Annotated in this window: 27 protein-coding genes; all 27 read left to right on the forward strand. The window is 53.7% G+C overall.

Annotated elements, in window-relative coordinates; genetic code table 11:
- The first annotated feature begins 37 nt into the window (after window positions 1-37).
- The 27 genes from I6N93_RS03810 (at window position 38) to I6N93_RS03940 (ending at window position 22538) form a co-directional block, all read left to right on the forward strand.
- Window positions 38-280 carry a DUF4160 domain-containing protein gene (locus I6N93_RS03810; RefSeq protein ID WP_085686877.1) on the forward strand — a complete coding sequence of 81 codons (243 nt, stop codon included), beginning with the start codon at window positions 38-40 and terminating at the stop codon, window positions 278-280.
- The gene (locus I6N93_RS03815; protein ID WP_085686875.1) at window positions 264-512 is read left to right on the forward strand and encodes a DUF2442 domain-containing protein; all 249 of its coding nucleotides are present in this window, start codon (window positions 264-266) and stop codon (window positions 510-512) included. The genes I6N93_RS03810 and I6N93_RS03815 overlap by 17 nt, the downstream gene beginning before the upstream one ends.
- Window positions 513-868: 356 nt before the next feature.
- Window positions 869-2155 carry a PFGI-1 class ICE element type IV pilus protein PilL2 gene (gene pilL2, locus I6N93_RS03820; RefSeq protein WP_085686872.1) on the forward strand — a complete coding sequence of 429 codons (1287 nt, stop codon included), beginning with the start codon at window positions 869-871 and terminating at the stop codon, window positions 2153-2155.
- 1 nt (window position 2156) lies between these two features.
- Window positions 2157-2600 (forward strand): type IV pilus biogenesis protein PilM, encoded by a 444-nt coding sequence (gene pilM, locus I6N93_RS03825; RefSeq protein WP_085686871.1) that lies wholly within the window; start codon window positions 2157-2159, stop codon window positions 2598-2600.
- A 19-nt stretch (window positions 2601-2619) separates the two neighbouring features.
- Window positions 2620-4293 (forward strand): PilN family type IVB pilus formation outer membrane protein, encoded by a 1674-nt coding sequence (pilN, locus tag I6N93_RS03830; protein WP_085686869.1) that lies wholly within the window; start codon window positions 2620-2622, stop codon window positions 4291-4293.
- A 78-nt stretch (window positions 4294-4371) separates the two neighbouring features.
- On the forward strand, window positions 4372-5577 hold the full coding sequence (gene pilO2, locus I6N93_RS03835; protein ID WP_232100110.1) for a type 4b pilus protein PilO2: 1206 nt from the start codon (window positions 4372-4374) through the stop codon (window positions 5575-5577).
- On the forward strand, window positions 5564-6055 hold the full coding sequence (pilP, locus tag I6N93_RS03840) for a type IV pilus biogenesis protein PilP (RefSeq protein WP_085686862.1): 492 nt from the start codon (window positions 5564-5566) through the stop codon (window positions 6053-6055). The genes pilO2 and pilP overlap by 14 nt, the downstream gene beginning before the upstream one ends.
- A gap of 7 nt (window positions 6056-6062) precedes the next feature.
- Window positions 6063-7643, forward strand: a complete 1581-nt coding sequence (locus tag I6N93_RS03845; protein ID WP_085686860.1) for a GspE/PulE family protein — start codon at window positions 6063-6065, stop codon at window positions 7641-7643.
- Window positions 7630-8745 (forward strand): type II secretion system F family protein, encoded by a 1116-nt coding sequence (locus I6N93_RS03850; protein ID WP_085686858.1) that lies wholly within the window; start codon window positions 7630-7632, stop codon window positions 8743-8745. Before I6N93_RS03845 ends, I6N93_RS03850 begins: the two co-directional genes overlap by 14 nt.
- Window positions 8746-8755: 10 nt before the next feature.
- On the forward strand, window positions 8756-9352 hold the full coding sequence (locus I6N93_RS03855) for a type 4 pilus major pilin (protein WP_085686856.1): 597 nt from the start codon (window positions 8756-8758) through the stop codon (window positions 9350-9352).
- A gap of 4 nt (window positions 9353-9356) precedes the next feature.
- A complete protein-coding gene (locus tag I6N93_RS03860; RefSeq protein ID WP_085686855.1) occupies window positions 9357-9836 on the forward strand; it encodes a lytic transglycosylase domain-containing protein in 480 nt (159 codons plus the stop codon).
- Window positions 9833-10522: a prepilin peptidase gene (locus tag I6N93_RS03865; RefSeq protein ID WP_085686853.1), complete on the forward strand. Its 690-nt coding sequence runs from the start codon at window positions 9833-9835 to the stop codon at window positions 10520-10522. Before I6N93_RS03860 ends, I6N93_RS03865 begins: the two co-directional genes overlap by 4 nt.
- Before the next feature lie 5 nt (window positions 10523-10527).
- Window positions 10528-11823 carry a shufflon system plasmid conjugative transfer pilus tip adhesin PilV gene (pilV, locus tag I6N93_RS03870; RefSeq protein WP_232100112.1) on the forward strand — a complete coding sequence of 432 codons (1296 nt, stop codon included), beginning with the start codon at window positions 10528-10530 and terminating at the stop codon, window positions 11821-11823.
- Window positions 11824-11928: 105 nt separating this feature from the next.
- Entirely contained in the window at window positions 11929-12786 is an 858-nt protein-coding gene (locus tag I6N93_RS03875; protein ID WP_085686849.1) for a plasmid transfer protein, read from the forward strand.
- Between the two features lie 17 nt (window positions 12787-12803).
- Entirely contained in the window at window positions 12804-13517 is a 714-nt protein-coding gene (locus I6N93_RS03880) for a TIGR03759 family integrating conjugative element protein (RefSeq protein WP_085686888.1), read from the forward strand.
- Window positions 13496-14107, forward strand: coding sequence for a transglycosylase SLT domain-containing protein (locus I6N93_RS03885; RefSeq protein ID WP_085686847.1), 612 nt, complete (start codon window positions 13496-13498; stop codon window positions 14105-14107). Before I6N93_RS03880 ends, I6N93_RS03885 begins: the two co-directional genes overlap by 22 nt.
- Window positions 14104-14634 carry an integrating conjugative element protein gene (locus I6N93_RS03890; RefSeq protein WP_085686845.1) on the forward strand — a complete coding sequence of 177 codons (531 nt, stop codon included), beginning with the start codon at window positions 14104-14106 and terminating at the stop codon, window positions 14632-14634. The genes I6N93_RS03885 and I6N93_RS03890 overlap by 4 nt, the downstream gene beginning before the upstream one ends.
- Before the next feature lie 52 nt (window positions 14635-14686).
- Window positions 14687-15076: a hypothetical protein gene (locus I6N93_RS03895; protein WP_085686843.1), complete on the forward strand. Its 390-nt coding sequence runs from the start codon at window positions 14687-14689 to the stop codon at window positions 15074-15076.
- A gap of 101 nt (window positions 15077-15177) precedes the next feature.
- Entirely contained in the window at window positions 15178-17289 is a 2112-nt protein-coding gene (gene traD, locus I6N93_RS03900; RefSeq protein ID WP_085686841.1) for a type IV conjugative transfer system coupling protein TraD, read from the forward strand.
- Window positions 17276-18037 (forward strand): TIGR03747 family integrating conjugative element membrane protein, encoded by a 762-nt coding sequence (locus tag I6N93_RS03905; protein ID WP_085686839.1) that lies wholly within the window; start codon window positions 17276-17278, stop codon window positions 18035-18037. The genes traD and I6N93_RS03905 overlap by 14 nt, the downstream gene beginning before the upstream one ends.
- A gap of 122 nt (window positions 18038-18159) precedes the next feature.
- Window positions 18160-18477, forward strand: coding sequence for an integrative conjugative element protein, RAQPRD family (locus I6N93_RS03910; RefSeq protein ID WP_085686837.1), 318 nt, complete (start codon window positions 18160-18162; stop codon window positions 18475-18477).
- Window positions 18468-18713 (forward strand): TIGR03758 family integrating conjugative element protein, encoded by a 246-nt coding sequence (locus I6N93_RS03915; protein WP_085686835.1) that lies wholly within the window; start codon window positions 18468-18470, stop codon window positions 18711-18713. Before I6N93_RS03910 ends, I6N93_RS03915 begins: the two co-directional genes overlap by 10 nt.
- Window positions 18714-18725: 12 nt before the next feature.
- Complete coding sequence (locus tag I6N93_RS03920) at window positions 18726-19088, forward strand: TIGR03745 family integrating conjugative element membrane protein (RefSeq protein ID WP_085686833.1); 363 nt, start codon at window positions 18726-18728, stop codon at window positions 19086-19088.
- A 9-nt stretch (window positions 19089-19097) separates the two neighbouring features.
- Window positions 19098-19472 (forward strand): TIGR03750 family conjugal transfer protein, encoded by a 375-nt coding sequence (locus I6N93_RS03925; RefSeq protein WP_085686831.1) that lies wholly within the window; start codon window positions 19098-19100, stop codon window positions 19470-19472.
- Window positions 19469-20113: a PFL_4703 family integrating conjugative element protein gene (locus I6N93_RS03930; RefSeq protein WP_085686829.1), complete on the forward strand. Its 645-nt coding sequence runs from the start codon at window positions 19469-19471 to the stop codon at window positions 20111-20113. The genes I6N93_RS03925 and I6N93_RS03930 overlap by 4 nt, the downstream gene beginning before the upstream one ends.
- On the forward strand, window positions 20113-21018 hold the full coding sequence (locus tag I6N93_RS03935; protein ID WP_085686827.1) for a TIGR03749 family integrating conjugative element protein: 906 nt from the start codon (window positions 20113-20115) through the stop codon (window positions 21016-21018). Before I6N93_RS03930 ends, I6N93_RS03935 begins: the two co-directional genes overlap by 1 nt.
- Window positions 21018-22538, forward strand: coding sequence for a TIGR03752 family integrating conjugative element protein (locus tag I6N93_RS03940; protein WP_085686825.1), 1521 nt, complete (start codon window positions 21018-21020; stop codon window positions 22536-22538). The genes I6N93_RS03935 and I6N93_RS03940 overlap by 1 nt, the downstream gene beginning before the upstream one ends.
- Window positions 22539-22542 lie beyond the last annotated feature (4 nt).

The raw sequence follows: 22542 nt of genomic DNA on the forward strand, positions 1-22542 counted from the left end.
ATTCAGGATAATCGTGCGATATGTGAGGTAGTGGTTAATGCCGGTTATACTCAGACTAAACGGATTTGAATTTTTCTTTTACTCCAATGAGGGCAATCCTCGCGAACCTGCCCATATACATGTCCGCAATACAGAGAACGAAGCAAAGTTTTGGACAGAAAACGGAGTGAAATTGAGCCGAAATGATGGTTTCGATGCTCGGACGCTTCGGGAATTAACCAAAATGATAGAGCAAAACCAGACGTTGTTTGTGGAGGCCTGGTATGACTATTTCAGCTAAAAATGTGAAATTTGACGAAACCACGATGTGGGTTGAATTAAGCGATGGACGGGTTATGGGGGTTCCTCTGGCCTGGTTTCCAAAACTTCTCAGCGCCTCTGAATCTGCTCGTGGAGATTTTGAACTCAGTAAACGCGGTATTCATTGGGATTCCCTGGATGAGGATATTTCCATTGATGGTTTACTTGCTGGCCGTGGTGATGTGACACATATTCCACACTATGTGGCCTGATTTACTTATCAGTCATCCTTGACTACCGATAAAGCGCCTTTGTGGCGCTTTTTTATTGGGGGCTTGGATGAAATTTTTTCTGATGATAACGCCGTCAGGCTATAAAACTTGTTTTTATGGCCTGACGGGGTTGCCCCGAAGGGGAATCGTTGGTTCGTGAAGAAAGGTTGTAAGATGTTTCCTGCCTACGAATGAAACAAGATTGTCAGTCTCATTACCGTATTTTGGACGCCTGATGCTGATGAAATCTACGATTCTGTTTTTCTTGAGTTTCGGGAAAGAGTTTCACGTTGCCCGCTTTTTCATCACCGCCAGAATAGCCCCTCTGACTAAAACTATTTCTGGGGTGAATCCTGATGGCAGTACCTTCAAGACGCACAGCAACGGGAGCCGGACTGCTTGCCTGCTCGGTAATGCTTGCTGGTTGCACTAACCCGTCTTCCGATGCAGCGCCAAATCCAGCAGGGCGTTATCAGCAGCCTGCCCGTTTCGATGACATTTACCGTAACCGTGCCCCTGAAGTGGTACGTTATGATCGCTACACGCTCGCCAGCACACGCCCTGACGATGCACAACGTGACCCGCTTAATCAGATTATTGATGTCACCATGCCAGCTCAGCTGGCGAACTCCGTGGGTGACGGGTTTCGGTATCTGCTGCTGGAATCAGGCTATTCACTGTGTTCAGCCACTTCTTCAGCGCTCTCTGAGCTCCTCGCTCGTCCGCTTCCTGCCGTACAGCGCGATATCGGTCCGGTGAAACTGAGCGAAGCCCTGCAGATCCTGGCCGGCCCCGCCTGGCGACTGAGAGTGGATGAGGTTAATCGCGAAGTCTGCTTTGAACTGCGGGACCAGTATCGCAGCTTCACCGCCCCGTTGACGGTACCTGTTTCACCAGCGCCGCAGCATGCTCCGATCAGCCCCTCATCTGACATTAAGCCAGCTCAGACTGCGAAGGTAGCTGACATAGTTGATGCGGTGTCGCGTAATCCCTTTACCGGTGATATGCGCATGAACAACACACCGGGCATCGGACAAAAACCTGCACTTAAGCCGGAGAGTCTGGCCGTCCCGTCGCCGGTACTGACGACGGCGAAGACAACGGCAGGACAGAAATCCGTTGAGCTTTCGCCTGCCGGAAGTTCGCCGATGACATCACCTGATGCTGGACTGAAAGCGTCCTCATCTCAGAAAAAACCAATAACCGCCGGTCCCTCGGTTCCTGTACAGCCGACGACAGTGAACGCTCTCCGGCAGGCTGAGCCCGTCCGTCCTGCCATCTCACTGCCGCTGGCTTCGCCGGTTTCAAGTCAGACCGCATCTTCATATATTCCGGGTGCCCCGGTCGCTCCCCTGCCTGTCGGACAGACGTGGCGAGCCGAGCCTGGCTCCACGCTAAAAGAGACCCTAACCGGCTGGGCAGCTAAGGCACCGTGCAGCAACGGTGGGAGCTGGGTAGTCATTTGGCCCGTGGCGCTTGATTACCGCATTGAGGCACCTCTGATGTTTCACGGCAACTTTGAATCGGTGATGGTTCAGGTCTTTGATCTGTACCGCAAGGCCGAAAAACCGTTGTTTGCTGAAGCCAACCGTATCCAGTGCCTAATTTCCGTGGGTGATTCACCAACTGGTGGGGGACGATGAAATGGAATTCGCGCTGCCAGTTCTGGTTTTCTGCCTGGTCATCGCGCTGATGGCCGGTGAGGCACAGCGCCATTCAGTCGAGCATGTCCGTTCATCCATCCAGCAGACTCTTCCCGATCAGCTTGCCGTTGACATGCTGCGTACGGCGGATGCCATCAACCACTGGCGCCACGGGCGCACAGTGACGGATGGGCCCGTCTCTCCTGCACAGACCGGCATGATCCCCGTGCCGGACAGTCGTATTCAGACAGTGATCCAGAGCGGGCGTCTCTGGATTTGGGTGCCAGCCACTGATGGCGTATTGACAGCCCTCAGTACACAGTCCGTGACTTCCGCGTTGACGCTGACGGTAAACGGCGGACGTCTGCGGATGGTTGACGGGACTGATATGAACCTGCCTCTGCCGTCCGGTGTGACGGAGGGCAGCATTGTTTATCTTAATTAATCACCTCAGGGAGCTGCGGATGCCGCGTTTACCTTTCTGCCTGACAGCGATGGCAGCCGTGTTTGTACTGTCATCCTGTTCGCTGAATGAAATCAATAAAATAGATAAAGAGGCCACGGATCACGCCGATACCGCACAGCGCGTGCTGCAAAGCCGTCAGGCGGTGTCCCAACCGACAGTGGTCTGGTCTGATAAGCCTTGGGTCAATCTGCAGCCGGTTGCGCCGGTTATATCCACGCCCGATGAAAAAAATCTGCCGACCTGCCAGATAACGATAAACCGGCCGGAGGGTATTTCGCTACCGGAGTTGGGTCAACGGATCACGGCATTGTGCGGGGTACGTGTCTCTATCACACCGGATGCTTTTGCGGTACTAAGCCATGTTTCTACGAGTAACGTGGTGACATCTCAGATGAGCGGTCAGTTGCCTACCCCTGACGATAATGGCCGTGTGCCGTTGTCACAAATGGGGACCACAACGGCACAACCGGTCTCCGTTCCGGCATCTCCTTCGCTCATCCGTGGTCTTAAATATCAGGGGGACCTCCGTGGCTTACTGGATATGGCGGCCAGCGGTCTGGGATTGTCGTGGCGAAGTGACCGTAGTGGCGTGTACTTCTATCAGCAGGACACTCGCACTTTTCAGCTTGTTATCCTCAACACGAAAGTGAATAGCAGCGCTTCTATCAACTCAGGTTCTGGGAGTCAGTTGGGAAGCGGCGGTGGGACGACTGGCGGGACCTCCGGCGAAATCAGTTCTAACCAGAAGACCGATTACGGTATGAACAGTGACCTTTACGATGATATTCGTAAAACGATCGAGCAGATGCTGACACCGAAGTCCGGCCGGTTCTGGTTGTCGGCGGCCACCGGTACGCTGAGTGTGACTGACACGCCAGACGTGCTTGACCGAATCGGTCGCTATATCGAGTACCAGAACAAAGTGCTGAGTCGCCAAGTTCAGCTAAATATTCAGATTGTCAGTGTTAGTCAGACACGTAACGAACAGTTGGGTCTGGACTGGGGCGTGATTTATAAGTCTCTTAACAACTTTGGTGCCAATCTGACGGGCTCGATGGCAAATGCATCTACGTCCGCGGCCAGCGCCGGTATTTCGATCCTCGATACAGCCTCCGGCAATGCCGCGAAATTCTCAGGTTCCAGCCTGCTGATTAAAGCGTTGTCTCAGCAGGGCAACGTCAGTATGGCGCTTAACCAGACTGATCCAACTGCCAACCTGACGCCAGTGGCATATCAGCTTTCCAACCAGAAAGGCATTCTGACCAGCTCTAGCTCGACAGCTACGGCCAACGTGGGCGTTACTTCTTCAATGAGCACAACGACCATTACTACCGGGCTGTTTATGACCATGCTGCCGTTTATTCAGGAGAACGGCGACGTACAGCTACAGTTCGCATTCAGCTATACCAGTCCACCGCAAATTGAGAAATTTATCAGCGCTGATGGCAATACCCGTAATGACCTACCGACAACGTCTACTGAAGGGCTGGCTCGCAAGGTCAACCTGCGCTCTGGTCAGACGCTGGTATTGACTGGTTCAGAACAGCAAAACGTCTCCGCAGATAAGCAGGGCACGTTCACTCCGGGCAACTTTATCCTCGGCGGTGGTCAGACCGGGACACACGGCCGAACTACTCTCGTCATTATGATCACTCCTGTTTTGTTGAGGTAATCCATGCCAGCAATGAAAAAAACCTCCCTCCGTGCCGGTGTCCGGATTGCTCATCAAAGACGAGACTGGATAGCCGGTATGCATTGGGAGACGCAGCGTAACGCGATCACCACGCGTTTGCGTAACCAGTCCTCGCCAGACACACATTACGTGCTGGCTGGCAGAGGCGTTAAATCTATGCGAGGTCTCGTTTCTCCCGGGCGTGTACGGCGTCACCTTTATTCTCTTGCCGTTGCGTTTCTGTTGTCTGAGGGGGGAAAAGCCTGGGGGATCTACCGTCTGAGCCACAGTGAGGATCAGTGGGTTTTCTTTGCCGCTGTCGGCGGGCAACTTTCTGTGATGGGCGACGTGACCGGCCCTCGCTCGGTGATTGAACTGGCTGCAAAAAACTTCCTCCGGTTTAACGATGTTGATGCTCCGGGATTACGGTGTGCCGCCACGGCGGATGATGATTATCACGCCAACACGCTGATTGACGCGTTAAGCCGTTCACAGTTGAAACGCTGCCAACTGCACAAACGTGTGACGACGTTGTCATTGGTTCTGCCGGTCGCCGTCGTGGCGATTTCGGCGGCTTCAGCTGCTTACTGGTTCGATACTGCTGCGCAAAAAGCTGAGCAGGCGGCGTCGATGGCGGCGTACCACGCCCGCATGGCGTTGAAAACGGAAACGCCTGACATTCCAATGCGAGCTCCTCACCCGTGGGCCTCTCAACTCCCCGTTTCGGTGTTGCTAAGCAACTGCTGGTTCACTCGTGAGCCTGTCTTTGCTTCTGTCGTGGGTTGGCGTTTTACCGACGGTGAATGTGTACCAGAGGGGCTGAGGTTGCGCTTTATCGCCACGCCTGGAGCAACCGTGGAAGATTTTTCCCACCGCGTCCGTGAGCTGCTGGGGCACTCGGCGGTTTTTAACTTACAGGATGGTGGTAAAAACGGTGATGTTTTCATGCCATTCAAAAAAACATCTGCCACTGAGCTTACGGATGAAGTTGTGCCTGGCGCAGATCCTCAGTTGATGCGTTTTATCTCCCATTTGCAACGCCGCAATCTTGACGTGAAGTTTACTGAAGTGAAACCGCCGGCGGTTACGCCGGGGCAGGAGAAAACGCTCCCCGTACAGGATTGGCGCGAATTTGCATTCTCTGTCAGCTCACGCCTGCTACCTGAGAGCCTGCTTCAAGATTTCGATCCCACTGGACTTCGCCTGACCAGCGTGTCAGTCACCATGAGCCCTCAGGGCCAGTTCAACTACATCATGAAAGGTAGCATCTATGCGCAGAATTAATCCCGCTGGCACGAGCCTGCTGCTGTCCGTGTTGCTCTGCGGCGCGTCTCTGGTTGCAGGGGCCAGCGATGCTTTGCCACCCAACGTCACGTTGGGTGAACTCGAAGCTGCACAGGCGCGCAATCTGCTCCTTGAGCAGAAAGTTCAGACAGCTCGTCTGGAGCAGCAACTGCGGGAAAGCCAGTCTGCGCAGAGTCCCGAGCGCACCTATATGTCCACGCCGTCTACCTTGCCCCTGATGGGGCAGCCGGTTCCCGCGCAACAGACGGCCGGTACAAACCCGGAAAAGCGAGCAGGAGGCGTGCGTTTGCAGGAGATTTACGGGCGCGGTACCCAACTGCGAGCACGCATTGTGCTGCCGGATGGGGGCGTTACGGAGGTGGTAAAAGGTGATCAAGTTCCTGGCACCTCTAAACGCGTCATGGAGGTGACGTCCACATTCGTGCGTCTCAGCGATAATTCTGAACTCTCCTTTTGAGGCCATGATGACACCTGATAAAGAGATTATGGATTTTGTGTTCGCCGAACTCCATCCATCAGGTGGCGTGACGCTGCTTATTGATGGTAATAGGCGAAAAGAAGCGGCGATCCAGCGATGGGTGATGGATGTCACACGGACACACCCGACGGCAAAAACCGAGTTTGTGACACTGAGCGAGCTGAATCGTCGTCGTGAAGTTGCAGAACAGCAAGGGCTGGGGCTGCTGACACAAGGGGTCAGCGAAGACGACTTGAATCATCGTGATATCAGCGTATCGCAGGATAAATTGATCAGTTATATGCGGCTGGGCCATGAGTTCAGTGCGTCTGACATCCATTTTGAGATCAGTGCTGACCGAAAACTAACGATCGTTCAGCTGCGCGTCCACGGTGAACTTGAGGTCGTTGATGAGGTGAAAGATGTGGAAGGTATGACGCTGGCTTCCACGGCCTATCTGTCAATGTGTGACGTACGTGAGCAATCCTTTTTTGCGGGTCGCGAACAGTCCGGGCGTGTCGATGCTAAGTTTGCCCGCCGGGCCGGTCTGTATGGCGCCCGCTATGAGCATCGTCCCACGCCGGACGGACTGATTGTGGTTATGCGTCTTATCCCGGACGACGGAGATAATGTCCCCACACTGCCGCAGCTGGGTTTTCTGCCTGAACAGATAAAGCTCATTATGCAGATCCTGCGCCTGCCGGAGGGTATGGTGCTGCTGACCGGGCCAACCGGTTCAGGTAAAAGCGCCACCCTGCGCGTGTTCAGCGATATCTGGCTGAAGCTGACGGGAGGCAAAAAGCGCCTGCTGACGCTGGAAAATCCGCCTGAAGGGCGCATTCCTGGTGCGATCCAGACGCCCGTGATGCCCGCTGATAATTCACCGGAAGCCATCAGCCGCGCCTGGAATAACGCTAATGCCTCGGCACTGCGTCTCGACCCGGATGCTATCCTGAACGGTGAGATGCGTGACCTTCATTCACTGATTGCGGCCATTTACGCGAGTGAAACCGGGCATGCACTCTTCTCTACCTTGCATACCCAAAGTGCCATTGGCTCATTGCGCCGTATGGAGCACTTTGGCGTCGATCGTCACCTCCTGGCAGATGCAGCACTCATCACCGGTCTGATAGGCCAGCGGCTTGTGCCACTGCTCTGTGAACACTGCCGGGTGCCTTGGCAGGTTAAAGCCCCTGAGATGGATGCCGATACGCGTGCCCGTCTCGAACGGTACTGCACCGTTGAAGGCTTCTGCGATACCAGCAAACTCTTCTTCCGTAATCATGAAGGCTGCTCTCACTGTCAGAAAACGGTGCCCCTAACCGGACGTATCATCAGTCGCGGCGTGACGGGGCGTACGGCGGTTGCCGAGGTGATCAGGACCGATGCGCGCCTCATGCTGCTTTGGCTGTCTCACGGGCCTGCTGTTGCCCGCCAATATTGGGTGAATCAGGGGGGGATCACACGGCGAATGCATCTTATGCGTTATCTCGCAGAGGGGCGAGTCGACCCGCTGGAAGGCGATCTTATCTGTCCGCTGGATGAGGATGCGATGATGGAATGTGAGGTACCTGATGGTTTTCAGTAGCCGTTTCTACCCATCCCGCGACATGACATTCGCAGAGAGCCTACGTTACCGACTGGTGAGAGTCACTTTTACCGGTCAGTACCGTCAGCCGTTTTACGAAACCCTGCGCTTCCTGCTGGAGAACCGTAAAGCGCTGAAAGAATCATTGGTCATGATTGGCGAAGTGCATACCGACTTTGGCCAGTGTTGGCACCCCTATCATGAGCTGGTTCAGGACTGTCTTGAAGGGGTGAACGATAATCGTCCCGGACGAGCCCTGCAGGATGTTCTTGCTGCTTGGGCGCCTTATGAAGAAGCGGCGCTGATCAGCGCCGGGATGGAAACCGGCAATATTCCAGGGGCGTTGATGCAGGCAGACAAACTGATCGTCGCACGTCGCCGTATTCTTGGTCAGGTAGTTTTTGCTTCGGTATTTCCGGTGGTCCTTGTTTTCCTAAGCACCGGCTTGTTGTTGGCCAATAACTTGGCACTGGTGCCCACCCTGAGCAAAATGTCCGATCCGGCTACTTGGACCGGAGCTCTCGGACTGATGAATGGCGTTGCTCAGTGGACAGGAGAGTGGGGGCTGACCGCCGCCGGCGCAATGGCAGGGCTGGTCGTTATGGCGTTCTGGTCCCTACCTCGTTGGCGTGGGCGATTGCGGCGTGTGGCGGATTATCTGATGCCTTGGTCGGTTTACAAAGACCTGCAGGGGGCCGTGTTTCTGATGAACATTGGCGCATTGCTGGGTGCCGGTGTGCAGGAACTCAAGGCGTTGAGGATCCTTGATGGGTTTGCCCCCCCTTGGCTGCAGGAACGCATCGAGGGCGCTATGGAATGCATGAGCGAAGGCGACTCTCTGGGCCGAGCGCTGCGTAATAGCGGTTATGACTTTCCCAGCCGTGAAGCGGTGAACTATCTCTCGTTGCTGGATAAAGGCAACAGCGCCGCGTCGCTCATCACAAACTATGCCGACCGTTGGCTGGAACAGGCGTTGGCGCGTGTTGCCCGCAAAGCCAACGTGACCAAACTCTTTTCTCTCGTTCTGATTATGAGTTTCTTCTTACTCATCCTACTGATGGTGATGCAAATTCAGGACATGAACACCTTCAGCACACATTGAGGAAAATATCATGTCATCAAAGACATTAGCGGAACGTAATCACCAATCTGACCGGGGATGGGGCATTCTTGAACATGGCTCCATTGCTATTGGTACTGTAATTGTTATCTGTGTCGTCGGCGCTTTGCTCTGGGGGCTATGGGGGAAAAAATCCGTCGGATTGGAGGGGTCTAACCTTCAAGCCATTGTCACAAATGCTCAGCAACTCAAGCAGACTCAGGGGGGGTATAACTTCACCAGCGGCACAACGATGACCGGCACGCTCATTCAACAGGGTGGGGCACCGAAAGCTGGTTGGACGATCCAGGGGACTGCCAGCGCTGGCTCTGCGACTTTGTGGAATAGCTACGGTGGCCAGGTGGTGATGGCACCGGTGGCAACCGATGGATTTAATAACGGTTTCTCCGTAACGACTCAGAAAATCCCACAGGCTGACTGTATCTCAATCGCGACTCAGCTCGGTTCCGGCGGTGCATTCAGTGCCATCACAATTAACAGCACAGATTACAGCGACGGAGTTGTCAGTGCGGAAGCGGCGGGTAAGTCTTGCTCGGCTGACAGCGGAATGATCGGCAACAATAAGCTTGTCTTCACTCATAACGGCTAGTGACATGCTGCGCCTGTTCACGTTCTTGTCGCTGCTCCTGCTTTGCCCCCATGCGGGGGCTTTTTGCTTTGAGGCGGCAGGGATGAAATACCATATTGAACCCCTGCTGCTGAAAGCTATTGCCACAGGGGAAAGCCGACTCCAATCCAAAGCGACCAATATCAACCGCGATAAAAAAACAGGACGGACCTTGAGCGTTGACTACGGGTTAATGCAGGTCAACTCAACGCATATCCCGGTGCTGATGGCAGAGGGCATCATCCGTAACTCACAGGATTTACTGGTCCGTCCTTGTCTAAATGTGCAAATCGGCACCTGGATCCTGGCGAAACATTTTCAGGTTTGTGGCATCAGCTGGAACTGTCTGGGTTCTTATAACGCGGGTTTCCGGAAAGATCGGCATGAAACGCGCGAGTCTTACGCCAACCGGATATATGCCATTTATTGCGAGCTTTTATTAAAAGAACGAGGGGTGAAACTGTGACGCTGCTGACGTTGAGCATGCCCTGGCCGGTGTTTATTCTCCTTTTCCCGCTGTGCATCGGTATTTTCGATTTTATTGCGCGTCGGGTTCGTCTGAGCCTAATCACCTCAGCCGATGAGAAGGAATGGGGAAGGGAGCTTTTCAGCTCGGCCTCTGTGGGCATTACTTGGATTTTCGCCGCGATTACCTGCCTTTTCGCGGCAGCTGCAACCTGCCTACTTTTATCACCGGCCCCAGCATTGGAACGGTTGGTGGCGCTGTTATTCAGTCTCTACCTATTCAGAATGACGCTTATCGATGCGATTACCGGCTTTTTACCCCGAGAAATGACGACCAGTTGCCTGATAGCCGGTCTGGTTGCTGCCCTCATAACACCTGGTTTTACTGGTCATCTTCTCGCAGCTGTGACGGCATTATCCGTCTTCAGTGCCTGGCGTTACGCCACTTTCAAAATTTACGGCTGTGAGTGTCTGGGGTTAGGTGATGTCTTGCTGGCAGGAGCGATCGCCGCCTGGCTGGGAGAAGCAAACGGACTGTATGCCTTGCTGGCCGGTGTGAGTTTTTTTGTTCTCTGGCAACTCTTGAACCATCGATTCAGAGAAGGGGGACCGATGGGCCCCTGGTTATGTGCCGGCGCAATATGGGGCGTTCTTATCAAACTTTATCAGCCACTCATCACATGGTGAAATCTGTGAAACAAAACCACAAAAATGATAGGGGCTGGGCCATTCTCAGCACCGGTGCTGCCTTAATTATCCTGCTGCTGGTCAGCGTATGGGGTTATTCACTGATTAATGACTGGATGCAGAGACGTACTTGGATAAACACGTCTGCGCAGACCTCCCGTTTTACGCAGGCCGTGAAGCGTTATACCGGACATTATTACGATACGTTACTGTCCAGCGCAACCTCGACAGCACCAGTCATTGTGACTCCCACCATGTTAAAAAATACAGGGTTTCTGGAGCAAGGATTCAGTGAAACGACCATTGAAGGTCAGGTTTACCGTGCTGCGTTGGTTCGTCATGCGACGAATACCGATCAACTTCAGGCGCTTGTTTATACACAAAACGGCGTTCCATTGCCCTTTCTGGCTCTGCGTCAGATATCGATGGATATCACGGCAGGCATGGGCGGTTACATCTGGACGTCTGGCTTGGCGACCGGTGCGATGGGGAGCTGGAACATACCGATATCCCAGTTTGGCATCAGCACCACGCAGGGGCATATCGCCGTGCTGCTGACCACGGATGAGCTGGGGATTGCGCGTGGTGAAAGTGACCGACTCTATCGCTTTTCTGTCACAGGTAAGCCCGACCTGAATACGATGCATACCAGCATTGATATGGGGGGAAACAACCTGAACAACACGGCAACGGTGAATGCGGTGACGGGCACATTCAGCGGTGATATCACCGCAGGCAACACGATGACGGCCAACAGCGATATACGTTCTAACAACGGTTGGTTTATTACGCGTGGTAGTCAAGGTTGGCTGAATGAGACGTATGGCGGTGGTTTTTACATGTCTGATAACGACTGGGTCCGAGCCATTAACGATAAAAACATATACACCGGTGGTCAGGTGCGTGGTGGAAACGTAAGGTCCGAAGGCCGGCTGTCTACAGGGGATGTTCTCCAGCTTGATGGGGTTAACGCGGCAGGCGCAAGTTGTTCACCCAATGGTTTGGTCAGCCGCGATGCGTCTGGTGCGAGCATGTCCTGCAAAAATGGCGTGTGGACCTTACCGCAACCAGAGACTCAAATAGTGAGCGCGAGAGTTAACGCTTTCCGGTGGCCACATGCTTATGCCACGTGTCCTACGGGGAAAAAAATCATCTCAGGAGGCGGATGGTGTGAGGGCACGTCCATAGGATGGGCAATGTTGGTGGGGAGCGCCCCGTTAGGAGATAACACTTGGCAGGTATGGTGTGACACACCAGAAAAACAGAATGTGAGTGCGGTGAGTTATGCCTATTGCCAATAACTTTACTGAAATTTTCATCATTGAGTGAAGAGTTAATCATCGTCAATCAATACTCGTTTTTGCACCTTATGGGCGTTCTGCTGTGCAGCCATAAGGAAACCCTGTATGCCATCCAGTCATGCTTCACTCGACGAGCTGCTTCCTGACGCTCCTGAATATCAGGAGGTCGCACAGGAAGCACCGCCAGTCTCTACGGTTAAGCCGCGGCCGCGGCTTCCGTTCCCTTCTCGAAAAATTCTGCGAACCGGCAGTCTCGTTTTATTGACATTAAGTCTAGCTGGCTCCCTGACGGCATTGGCTGTCATGGGGCGCGCGCTCTCAGAACTGACCGTCCGCGTCGAAACGCTTGATGCCGTCTTCCGTAGCGGACAAATAGGTCGACTTACGTCAAACGTATCTGCATTGGAAACGCGCCTTCAAACGCTCGAACAACAGGTGGCGGCGTTGGCAACGCTGCCTGCCGCCGTGCAATCCGCCAATGATGAGCAGGCCAGCTTGAAGAGTGCGGTAAGCCAACTTCAAGATTCGGGTAATCGTGGTAGTCAGACTGTAGATCAGCTGCAGACGCGTGTTAGTTCACTTGAGCACGATGTACAGCAATCTTTGGGCGCATTGGAGGAGATCAACCGAAAGGTCGAACTTGAGAAAAAAACGGCAGAATCCGAAAAAAAACGAACGTCTTCTGAATCAGTCAAAACAGGTTCTGTGCCCGCCGCAAAAAAGATTTACCGGTCAGTTCGGCGCCCGGTGACGCCGACTGCACCGTTTGTACTGACCGGCATTGAACGTCGTGGCGGTCAGACCTTCGCCGTCGTAATCCCTCGGGGGGATTCGCAAATATCCACTATGCGCCTGCTTTCGCCTGGCGACAGCCTGATGAATTGGACGTTGAGATCAACGGAGTCCGGTCGTGCAGCCCGGTTTTTGGTTAACGGTACTGAGCACCTGCTGCAGGTCGAATAAACGGAGAAACAACCATGATGAAAAAAACATTACTTGTTGGGTTGTGCTTGTCATCACTGACGACCTTGGCTGCCAACGTTCAGACACCGTCAGCACAGCAGAGCATCTTACCTCAGCAGGAATCTTCCTCGAACGTATTGAATACGTATGTGCAGGCGCAGCAGTGGGGGTTATCCAACAGTGACTGGCTCCGTTATCAAATGCTGATGAACGGGGAGCGAGGCATTATGTCCCCGGGGCTTGATCCACTGACTGCATTGGGTGTTGAGACTGACAATAGTACAGAACGCCGGCGACTCGCTGAACTGTGGGTCAGGCACGAGTACCTACGCAGTGAGAAAGAATTGGCTTTTCAACGTGAAATTAATGCGGCGTGGTTGAGGCTGTATCCAAAGATGTTGGCCGTGAACATGGGCAGCAATATGGCGGGGATCGCCCACGATACGCAGGGACGTCTTGCCTTGTTTGTGAAGGAAAATTGTTCCCGCTGCGATGCACGCCTTGCTGCAGTCTTAGCCGATGATCGTCCGGTCGATATTTATTTGGTCGGCGACAGTAGCGATGAAGCCATCCGTGCCTGGGCCATACGTCACAACATCCCGGTAGAAAAAGTTCGTAGCCGGCAAATAACGCTCAACCATGACAGCGGACTGTGGCTACGTTACGGGCAGGGTCAGATGCCGGTCATTCTGCAGCAGGGGGAAAACGGATGGCAGCTCGCCGCATTTTGATACTGGTTTCTGTACTCCTTTGCTTTGCAATTAACGCGGAGGCTACAGAGCGCCAATTTGTCCCAGAGGCTTACCGGCAGATTGCCGCCGCTGAACGGGTGCCAGCAGAGTCACTCTATTCGTTGGCGATGGCAGAAAGCACCCGTAAAGCATCTTGGGGCTCGAAGCCGTGGCCCTGGACTATCAATGTTGCGGGGAAGGGATTCCATTATGAAACGAGAGAAGAGGCTTTCTCTGCGTTGCTCCAGTTTATTAAGCGCTGGCCACTGAAGAACATCGATGTCGGTGTAGCGCAGGTGAACCTCGGATGGAATGGGCATTTTTTCCCAACGTTACATGATGCTTTTGACCCTTACATCAACCTTCGCGCTGCTGCTCGTATCCTGAGGGCTTGTTACGACGCCCGGCCCGGTAGCTGGATTCAAGCGGCGGGTTGCTACCATCATCCGGCAGGCGGTCGCCACGCCGCGACCTACATGGCTATCGTCCGGCGCAAACTCAGTCAGATTGCGCCAAACGACACTCCGGTTCGCAGCGGAAATTCTGTCGCGCTGGCCCGTTCCTCGCTTACCTGGATTGAACCTCAATGAAAACTTTCTTTCGTCAGGCCCTTTCGATCACGCTTGTTTCAACACTTCTGGCAGTAGCTTTAAGCGCATATGCCGCCCTGACTGTCGTGGGGGATTTTGGGGGGGACCCCACCGCCCCGTTCTTTGAAGGCATCAATGCTGAGAATGATACCGGGGGCGAAGTACCGCAGACACTTTCTCCTCGGTCTGCGCCGGTGCTTATTTCTGACATGTTGCCAGTGAGTACACCGGAGATGTCTCCAGGAAAGGTTGACGCCCGGGCGTTAAATCTTATCGGAATGCCGCCGGTGTTCGTACTGGGCGATGATGCAGCTTCACGCCAGTGGCTGCTACGGCATGCCCCCGAACTTCGTCGTATGCAGGCGACCGGCATGATTATCAGCGTCAGGGATGAAAGAGGATTGGAATCTTTGCGCCAGCTGGCACCTGATTTAGTGATGGTTCCCGTAAGTGGAGGAGTGTTGTCACACCGGCTCTCACTTGACCATTACCCTGTCCTGATTACCGCTACAGGTATATCGCAGTAAAGGCAACTCCATACTCTTGCTGCTACTTACTTCTTTTAAAAGGAAATTTGCTATGCGTAAAATGTTTGAATCTATCTCCATTTTATTCGTTGAACGAACCTTCTCTCACAACACGAAAACGGCCTGGATGTGCGTCTGTGCCCTTCTGCTGTGTATGATCCGGGTAACCATCCTGCGTCCACTATTTCTCCTCTGCTGCGCGATGTGTGCGGTGATGGCCGCTGTGCCGGTCGCTGTCTTCGTCAGTCCTTCCTTTACCACTGACGTACTGGCTGAGGGCGTATTACGGACAGCCTCATTGCTGCCCAGCGCGTATGTCCCACTGTGCCTTGCTGGATTGCTTTTTGAGGTGATCCATGTCGTGCGCGGTCTCATGAGTATGGTGGGATATTGGTCAGATTATGCCGTTAAGGATTATACCGCTCAGGGGAGGGGGCGATAGCCGATGAGGTATGTTCTGGTGACGATAGGCGGTAATTCGCCCTATAGATCAGCGTATGTGTACCGTCGTTTTCTACGCACACTGAATACCGAGGGGGGGTTATGAGCGATCGTTATGTGATGGAATCTTTGCTGCGTCCCGCCGTGGAGTTGTACTCGGCGACCGTGGCTGCCAGCGCGACCTGTATTTGCCTGACAGCCCCGTGGGCAGTGGCGCTTGCGCCTTCTGTCAGTTGGGTGACTGCGGCTGGTTTTGGTGTGCTGGCCCTGAAACGGACTCAACAGGGCCTGAAAATTCTGCGCTATCGGCATAATATTCGCCGCCTCCCCCGTTATGTGCTGACCAGTGAGCAGATACCGGTCAGCCAGCGGCATCTTTTCCTCGGGAAAGGTTTCCGATGGTCTGCACGTCACACGCAACGGCTGATGGAAGCCCGCCGTCCAGAATGTGAAGTATATGTGCAGCCCGCTGTGTTGTACCGCATGGCACGCGAGATGGAGAAAAAGATGGAATACAGTCTCCCCTGGTTGTGTCGTATGACCCGCACGGATTCCGCCTTAAATCCTTTCCGTCCATTGCCACCAGTCGGCGGCAGTGCGGTGTATCACGGCGTTGAACCGGATGAGACCACTGTAACATCTGATCTCGGCGAACGTGTCGGGCATACGTTAGTTATCGGTACTACCCGCGTAGGCAAGACCCGACTGGCAGAGCTGCTGATCACCCAGGATATCCGTCGCAAAAACGCCGCTGGTGAGCATGAGGTAGTCATTGTGTTTGACCCCAAAGGGGATGCCGATTTGCTCCGCCGGATGTATGCCGAGTCACATCGTGCAGGCCGTCAGAATAACTTCTGGGTATTTCACCTAGGTTGGCCTGACATCAGCGCCCGCTATAACGCGGTAGGACGCTTTAGTCGTATCTCTGAGGTTGCATCGCGCGTGGCGGGCCAGCTCTCTGGTGAAGGAAACTCCGCCGCCTTCCGTGAGTTTGCCTGGCGTTTCGTCAACATAATTACGCGTGCGCTGGTTGCTCTCGGACAACGTCCGGACTATAGCCTTATCCTTCGTTATGTCACCAACATTGGTGAACTGTATGAAACCTATGTTGATAATCTGCTTAGCGCAAAGGCCCCGCAGTTGATGAATACGGCAGAGGCCATGATGCAGAGTGGGATCGACGATAGGGATCTCCCTCGTCACCTGCAAGGCAGACCCAATGGTGCAAAAATTTGGGTCTCAGAGCAGGTGCTGGCAAGCCCCGAAGGGAAAAAGTTGTGGGACCCGGTGTTGGATGGGTTACGCAGTGCGGTGCAATATGACCGTACTTATTTCGATAAAATCGTCGCATCCCTGTTAACGCTGCTTGAGAAGCTTACCACGGGTAAAACTGCAGCACTTCTTGCTCCCGATTACACTGACCTTGACGATCCTCGTCCGATCTTGGACTGGCACAACATCATCAAGTCACGCGGTGTGGTGTATGTTGGTCTTGATGCGCTGTCCGATCCGGTTGTAGCTGCCGCAGTCGGTAACAGCATGTTTGCAGACCTCGTCTCAGAAGGGGGGCATATCTATAAATTTGGTCTCGATGATGAGAATGAAGGACATTCAGCCAAAGTGCCTATCAACCTTCATTGCGATGAGTTTAACGAATTGATGGGCGACGAATTCATCCCATTAATCAACAAGGGCGGCGGGGCGGGCTTCCAGGTGACCGCCTACACCCAAACCCTTTCTGATATTGAGGCGCGTATTGGCAGTACGGCTAAAGCGAATCAGGTTGTTGGAAACTTCAATACACTGGTGATGCTACGTGTGCGTGAGAAAAACACTGCCATGCTGCTCACCGATCAGCTCCCAGAAGTAGACGTCTACCAGAAAACGCTGACATCCGGTGTGACGGACGTATCCAGGCCCGGAGAGGGCACCGACTTTAACAGCAACGTTAATGACCAGGTGAGCCTGGTGAAAACACCGATGATAAGTCCAACTGACGTCATTAACCTTCCGAAAGGACAGGCTTTTGCCTTACTAGAAGGAGGTCAGTTATGGAAAATACGGATGCCGTTGCCGGCAGATAATAACGATCCCCATATGCCGGCCAGTCTGAAACATCTGGCTGACAATATGGAGAAAAATTACCACACCGGTGAAACTTGGTGGACTGGTACAGACATGGGGTATGCAGGAGGACCGGGTGTCGCAGCATGACGAAGATAACAGGCAGCGCAATCAATCTCCCCGTCAGTCGCGGTCTGGTCCTATAGGACTGCTGTTGTGGGATTTTCCGATGGGTCTGATCGGCGTTCTACTAGGGTCGCTTTTAGTCAGTTTGCTGATTGAGTATGCCTGTATTGCGTTGTTGTGGCCGGGGGAGGGCGCAACTCATAGCTACCGAGTCATGGTTGCGGAGAGTCAATGGTTGTCAGAGGGTTATACCCGTAGTTTGCTTATGGTCACTCCGGTGGAAACGGCCAGCCGTTGGGTGCATATGGCTTGGCAGTGGCTTTTTGTTGACAGTGGGTTTAGCGGCTGGCTGCAGTCATTTAAATCGTTGAGTGAGAAAGGCAGTGGTCTTATCCCCGCGCTGAACGGTGTCGGCGCGTTCCTTGTCAACTGGCTCAGCGTGTATCTTCAAGCCACTGTCTGGGTTACGCTGATTTTTTTTATCCGCGTCATGATCCTCTTTCTCAGTTTGCCGTTGTTTGCACTGGTAATAATCATGGGGGTGGTTGATGGATTGGTCAGACGTGATTTGAGGCGATATGGGGCCGGGTATGAATCTAGCTTTGTGTATCATCATGCTAAGCGTTTCATCAAGCCTGCGCTGTATGGCCCCTGCATGCTCTATCTGGCATGGCCAACGGCAGTATGGCCTAATTTGCTGTTGCTGCCGTCGGCTTTACTGGTCGGCGGTGTGCTGGCTGTCGTAACGGGGTCTTTTAAGAAATACCTTTAGCGTTATAGCTCGTTATCCCTGTGGTGCGGGCTTTTTTTTCACTTCAGCATTAACAATTTCCTGCTGTAAGGTCTCAGGCTTTGCGCCACTCTCCCAACGACCAGTTAACCGGGAGAGTCGTCATGCGTCATACCAAAAACCTCATTGTCCTACTGATAGCCACATTGCCTGTGCTGCAGTGCTCTGCATCAGAGAAAGATGAACTGGCGTTGGTTATGCGCCAGTTGGATCAGGTACAGGCCGGGATCGACCGTGCCCGTGTGGTGGCTAATCAGGCCCAGGATGCCCGCTTTTATTTTGATTATCAGCAAGCTACGCGTGATATCGGCACCATGAAACAAGGCATCTCGACCTACCTTGAACCGTCGCGGGCACAACCTTCATCGCGTCAGTCTTCTGTTACCGGTCAGTACCGTACAGAAGAGATGTCATTGCGATGAACGGTGCCCAACTGAATGGGTGGAGCGCTGGCACGGGCAGCGGCCTGACTCCAGGGCAGCTGAATACACTTATCCTTGGTTCGCTTGCCGTCATCATTCTTCTCTTCTGCGCCTGGGCGTTGACTCTGGCTTATCGCGGACTTATCACGAAATCTGTGACCTTCCGCCAGTTCAATGAACTGGCTGTACGCCTGATTGTGCTCTATCTCGCAATGCTGTTTCTGTTTTTCCACTGAAAGGATAAATCAATGAAATCCACATTACTCAGGTTTTACCATTCTGCACGCGCTCGTGCAGGACTGTTGCTTACCGCACTTCTGGTGAGCGGTCAGGCTTTGGCTGATCTTCCCTCTGTGGAGCAACCGACGACTGGAGGGGGCGGCGGCACTTACAACACGATGATGGGCTACGCCAAAATGGGCGGGGTGGCAATGGGCCTGCTGGTCTGCCTAGGAACATTTTTGATCGTGGCACATGCCATTGGTACTTCTTTCCACGACGTACGTAAGGGCAAAGGCTCCTGGACGGAATTTATGCTTTACGGTGTGCTTGGCATCATTCTAATCCTTGCAGTCATTTATCTGGTGACCAAAGCGTCAGATATTCTGTAAGGAGCTGATATGGCCGTCATTAATTTCCTTCCCGATCGTCTGAACAATCCGCCCGTAGTCTGGAAAGGGTTTACCTCAGGTGAGTTTTTGTTGGCGGCTATCATCGGCGTTATTGCCGGTGTGCCGTTGGCGGTGCCACTGGCACTGGTGCCAGTCATCGGCTGGTTGGCTTTCCCGACATGCATGTTGCTGATGCCGTTGCTTGTCATCTTCATCGGCGGGGGTTGGATTGCAGGCTACAAGCGCGGCAAGCCGGAAAATTATATCTGGCAGCGTCTGGAAGAGATCCGCTGCCGTGCCCGTCTTTCGCACTCCATGATCCTCGTTAGCCGTGCATGGGAGGTAAAGCGCACTCGGGCAGTGGTACGGGGAGATGCGCGATGAGTCGATTTCGTAACGGTATGACTGCACGTGACAACCACATTCTTTCCTTGCGTATTGCCTGTGCTCTCCTGTTCGCCGGTATGTTGGTGACGGGGATTGGTTGGATGCGTGCCCCTGCCGAACTCACGATCCACAATCCGCCAGACCTGCGTTCCGGTAGTACCCGTAAATGGTGGGAAGTTCCCCCCTCAACCGTGTACAGCTTTGCTTTCTATATCTTTCAGCAACTGAACTCCTGGCCCAAAAATGGTGAGGTGGATTATCCAGCGAAAATTGCTCAGATGAGCCCTTACCTGACCCCGTCCTGCCAAGACTTCCTCAACAAAGATGCAGAGATGCGTAGGAACAGCGATGAGCTGCGGGATCGTGTACGCGTTGTGTATGAAATCCCGCGCCGTGGATACAGCGGGCGCAGCATCACTATTCTCGATCAGGAGCACTGGGTCGCTCAGCTTGATTTGGTGGCAGACGAGTATTACCACACTGAACCGGTCAAACGCGCACTGGTCCGCTATCCGTTAAAAGTGGTGCGTTGGGAGGGCGATCCCGAGCGTAATCCGTTCGGACTCGCGCTGGATTGCTATGCGGCTACACCGCAGCGGCTTGAGGCTATGGTACGGCCAGAACCGGAGAAAAAGTGATGCAGCACTGGGTAAAAAAATATTGTCTTGTCCTACTGGCGGGCCTGGTCATTCCAGGAATGACATGCGCAGTGGAACTAATGAAGTGGGAACGTATTCCGCTGCAGGTGCCTCTGACGGTTGGGCAGGAGCGTATTGTTTTTGTGGATAAAAACGTGCGGGTCGGTTTTCCACCTGCGCTGAACAGTAAGCTGCGTATTCAGAGTACCGGTGGTGTGGTCTATCTCAGTGCCAGCGATGCGTTTCCGGTGACGCGGCTTGAGCTGCAGAACAAAGAAAACGGGGAAATTCTGCTTTTAGATGTCTCGGCGACTCCCGGTAAAACCACGCGGGAACCGGTGAAAATTGTATACGACGGCGAAGTCACTACAGCAACAGCCAGCGATAAGCAATTCACCAGTAGTGACGGTGACAGTACCGGCCGACAGGCTAAACAAGCGGATACGGGTAATGCAAAGTCGGAGCGTAAGGCCGCAAAAATGAATGCGCCGCTGCCTGTAGTACTGACACGTTATGCGGCTCAGAACATGTACGGCCCATTGCGTACGGTTGAGCCGGTCCCGGGTATTAGCCCGGTATCACTGAAGATGCCGTCCACAGTCACCACTCTTATGCCTACAGAGCCGGTCACCGTCACACCGATGGCAGCCTGGAGCCTTCAGGGGAGCAGTGTGGTAGCCCTGCAGGTCCGTAACCGATCTGCGGGTAAAGTGGTTCTCGATCCGCGCACGCTTCAAGGGCAGTTTGTGACGGCCACTTTCCAGCATCGCTGGCTCGGGGGCGCGGGGACGCCGGAAGATACGACGGTCCTTTACCTGGTTACGTCCGGACGTCCAGAAGCGGCCTTTATTGCTGAACCACCACCTCAGCAGCCTGCTGACGGTCATAAACGGAGAGCGAAATAATGAAAGCGCCATCTTCTAACCTCATCGTTAAGGTCGCGGTCCCAATGGTACTGGCCAGCGCTATGGTGATTGGCGTGAAATCGTGTTCTAACGATCGGGCGCCAACAACTGGCTCCCAGACGGACACTCACACTGCTCTAAAAGATCTGTCGCCAGAAGATTTGAAGGCGATGGGTGTTGAAGGTGACACGCCTCAGGATACGCTGAGAACCGTTGTCGGCAATTTTCGTAAAGTTCAAGATCGTCTGGATTCGCTCGCTGATGACAATAAAAAACTCAGTGATGAAAACAAGGCATTGAAAACTGCCAGCAGCAATGTGGACATGCAGATTAGCCAGGTCGTCGGTAACGTCCGCGTTGAAGAAGCCCAGAAGCGCCAACAGTTGAGTGCTCAGGTGACCGATCTTGGCACGCAGGTCAAGCAGCTAATGGATCAGCTACAGAATGGGAATGCTGGCATCAATACGGGGGGAAAGCATGATGGCCCCAGCAGCGATATTCCTATTGGGCTGGGCTATGACAACGGGATGAATACTGGTGCGGTCAGCACACCTTCTTCAGACGGCCTGCAATGGGTGGAGCCTAAAGACGGTATTGCTGTGGATGCAAGCGGTCGGGCTGTGACCGAAAGTAACAAAAACAACGCGACTGGCTTTTCGTTTGCTTCGTCGTTCAGTGAATCTAGTGACGCCGGTAAACAGGCTGCTGGGAAAGCAGTCGTTACGGCGCAGACTGCTCTCACCGATGCACAAAAAAAGACGGACCCGGTTTACACACTGCCGGAGAATTCAACGCTTGTCGGGAGTCGTGCTATGACGGCGCTGTTGGGGCGTATTCCTATCGATGGCAAAGTCACGGATCCGTACCCTTTCAAAGTGATGATTGGCCGGGACAACCTGACGGCAAACGGTATCGAACTTCCTGATGTGCAGGGGGCGATCGTCTCCGGCACTGCGACGGGGGACTGGACACTGTCTTGTGTGCGTGGAGCCATTACGAGCATCACCTTTGTGTTTATCGATGGCACCGTACGGACGCTACCATCACCGGATGGCCAGAATTCTGCCGGTAATCAGAGCAGCGGCAATTCGAACGGGAATAACAGCAGTATTGGCTGGCTATCCGACGACAACGGTATCCCATGTATTTCTGGCACGCGTAAAAGCAACGCCTCTACGTATCTGCCCACTATAGCCATGCTCTCGGCCGCCAGTGCGGCTGGCGATGGTATCACTGCGAACCAGAGTAGTACCCAGAGCAATGGTTATGGAGGCGTGACTTCAACGCTTACTGGTGACGCAGGTCAGGCAGTGCTGGGCAAAGCGCTCTCCGGTGGTATGCGTGAAACGACTGACTGGGTGAAAGCCCGCTATGGCCAGACGTTTGATGCTATCTATGTACCGCCAGGCAAGACGGTGGCGCTGCATATCACACGCCAGCTGGCCATTGATTACGAAGAACAAGGCCGCAAGGTCAAATATGACTTCAGCCTTGCCGGCAGCGGCACAGGTATGGACTGACGGG

Source organism: Lonsdalea populi, from assembly GCF_015999465.1.
Taxonomy (GTDB): Bacteria; Pseudomonadota; Gammaproteobacteria; order Enterobacterales; family Enterobacteriaceae; genus Lonsdalea; species Lonsdalea populi.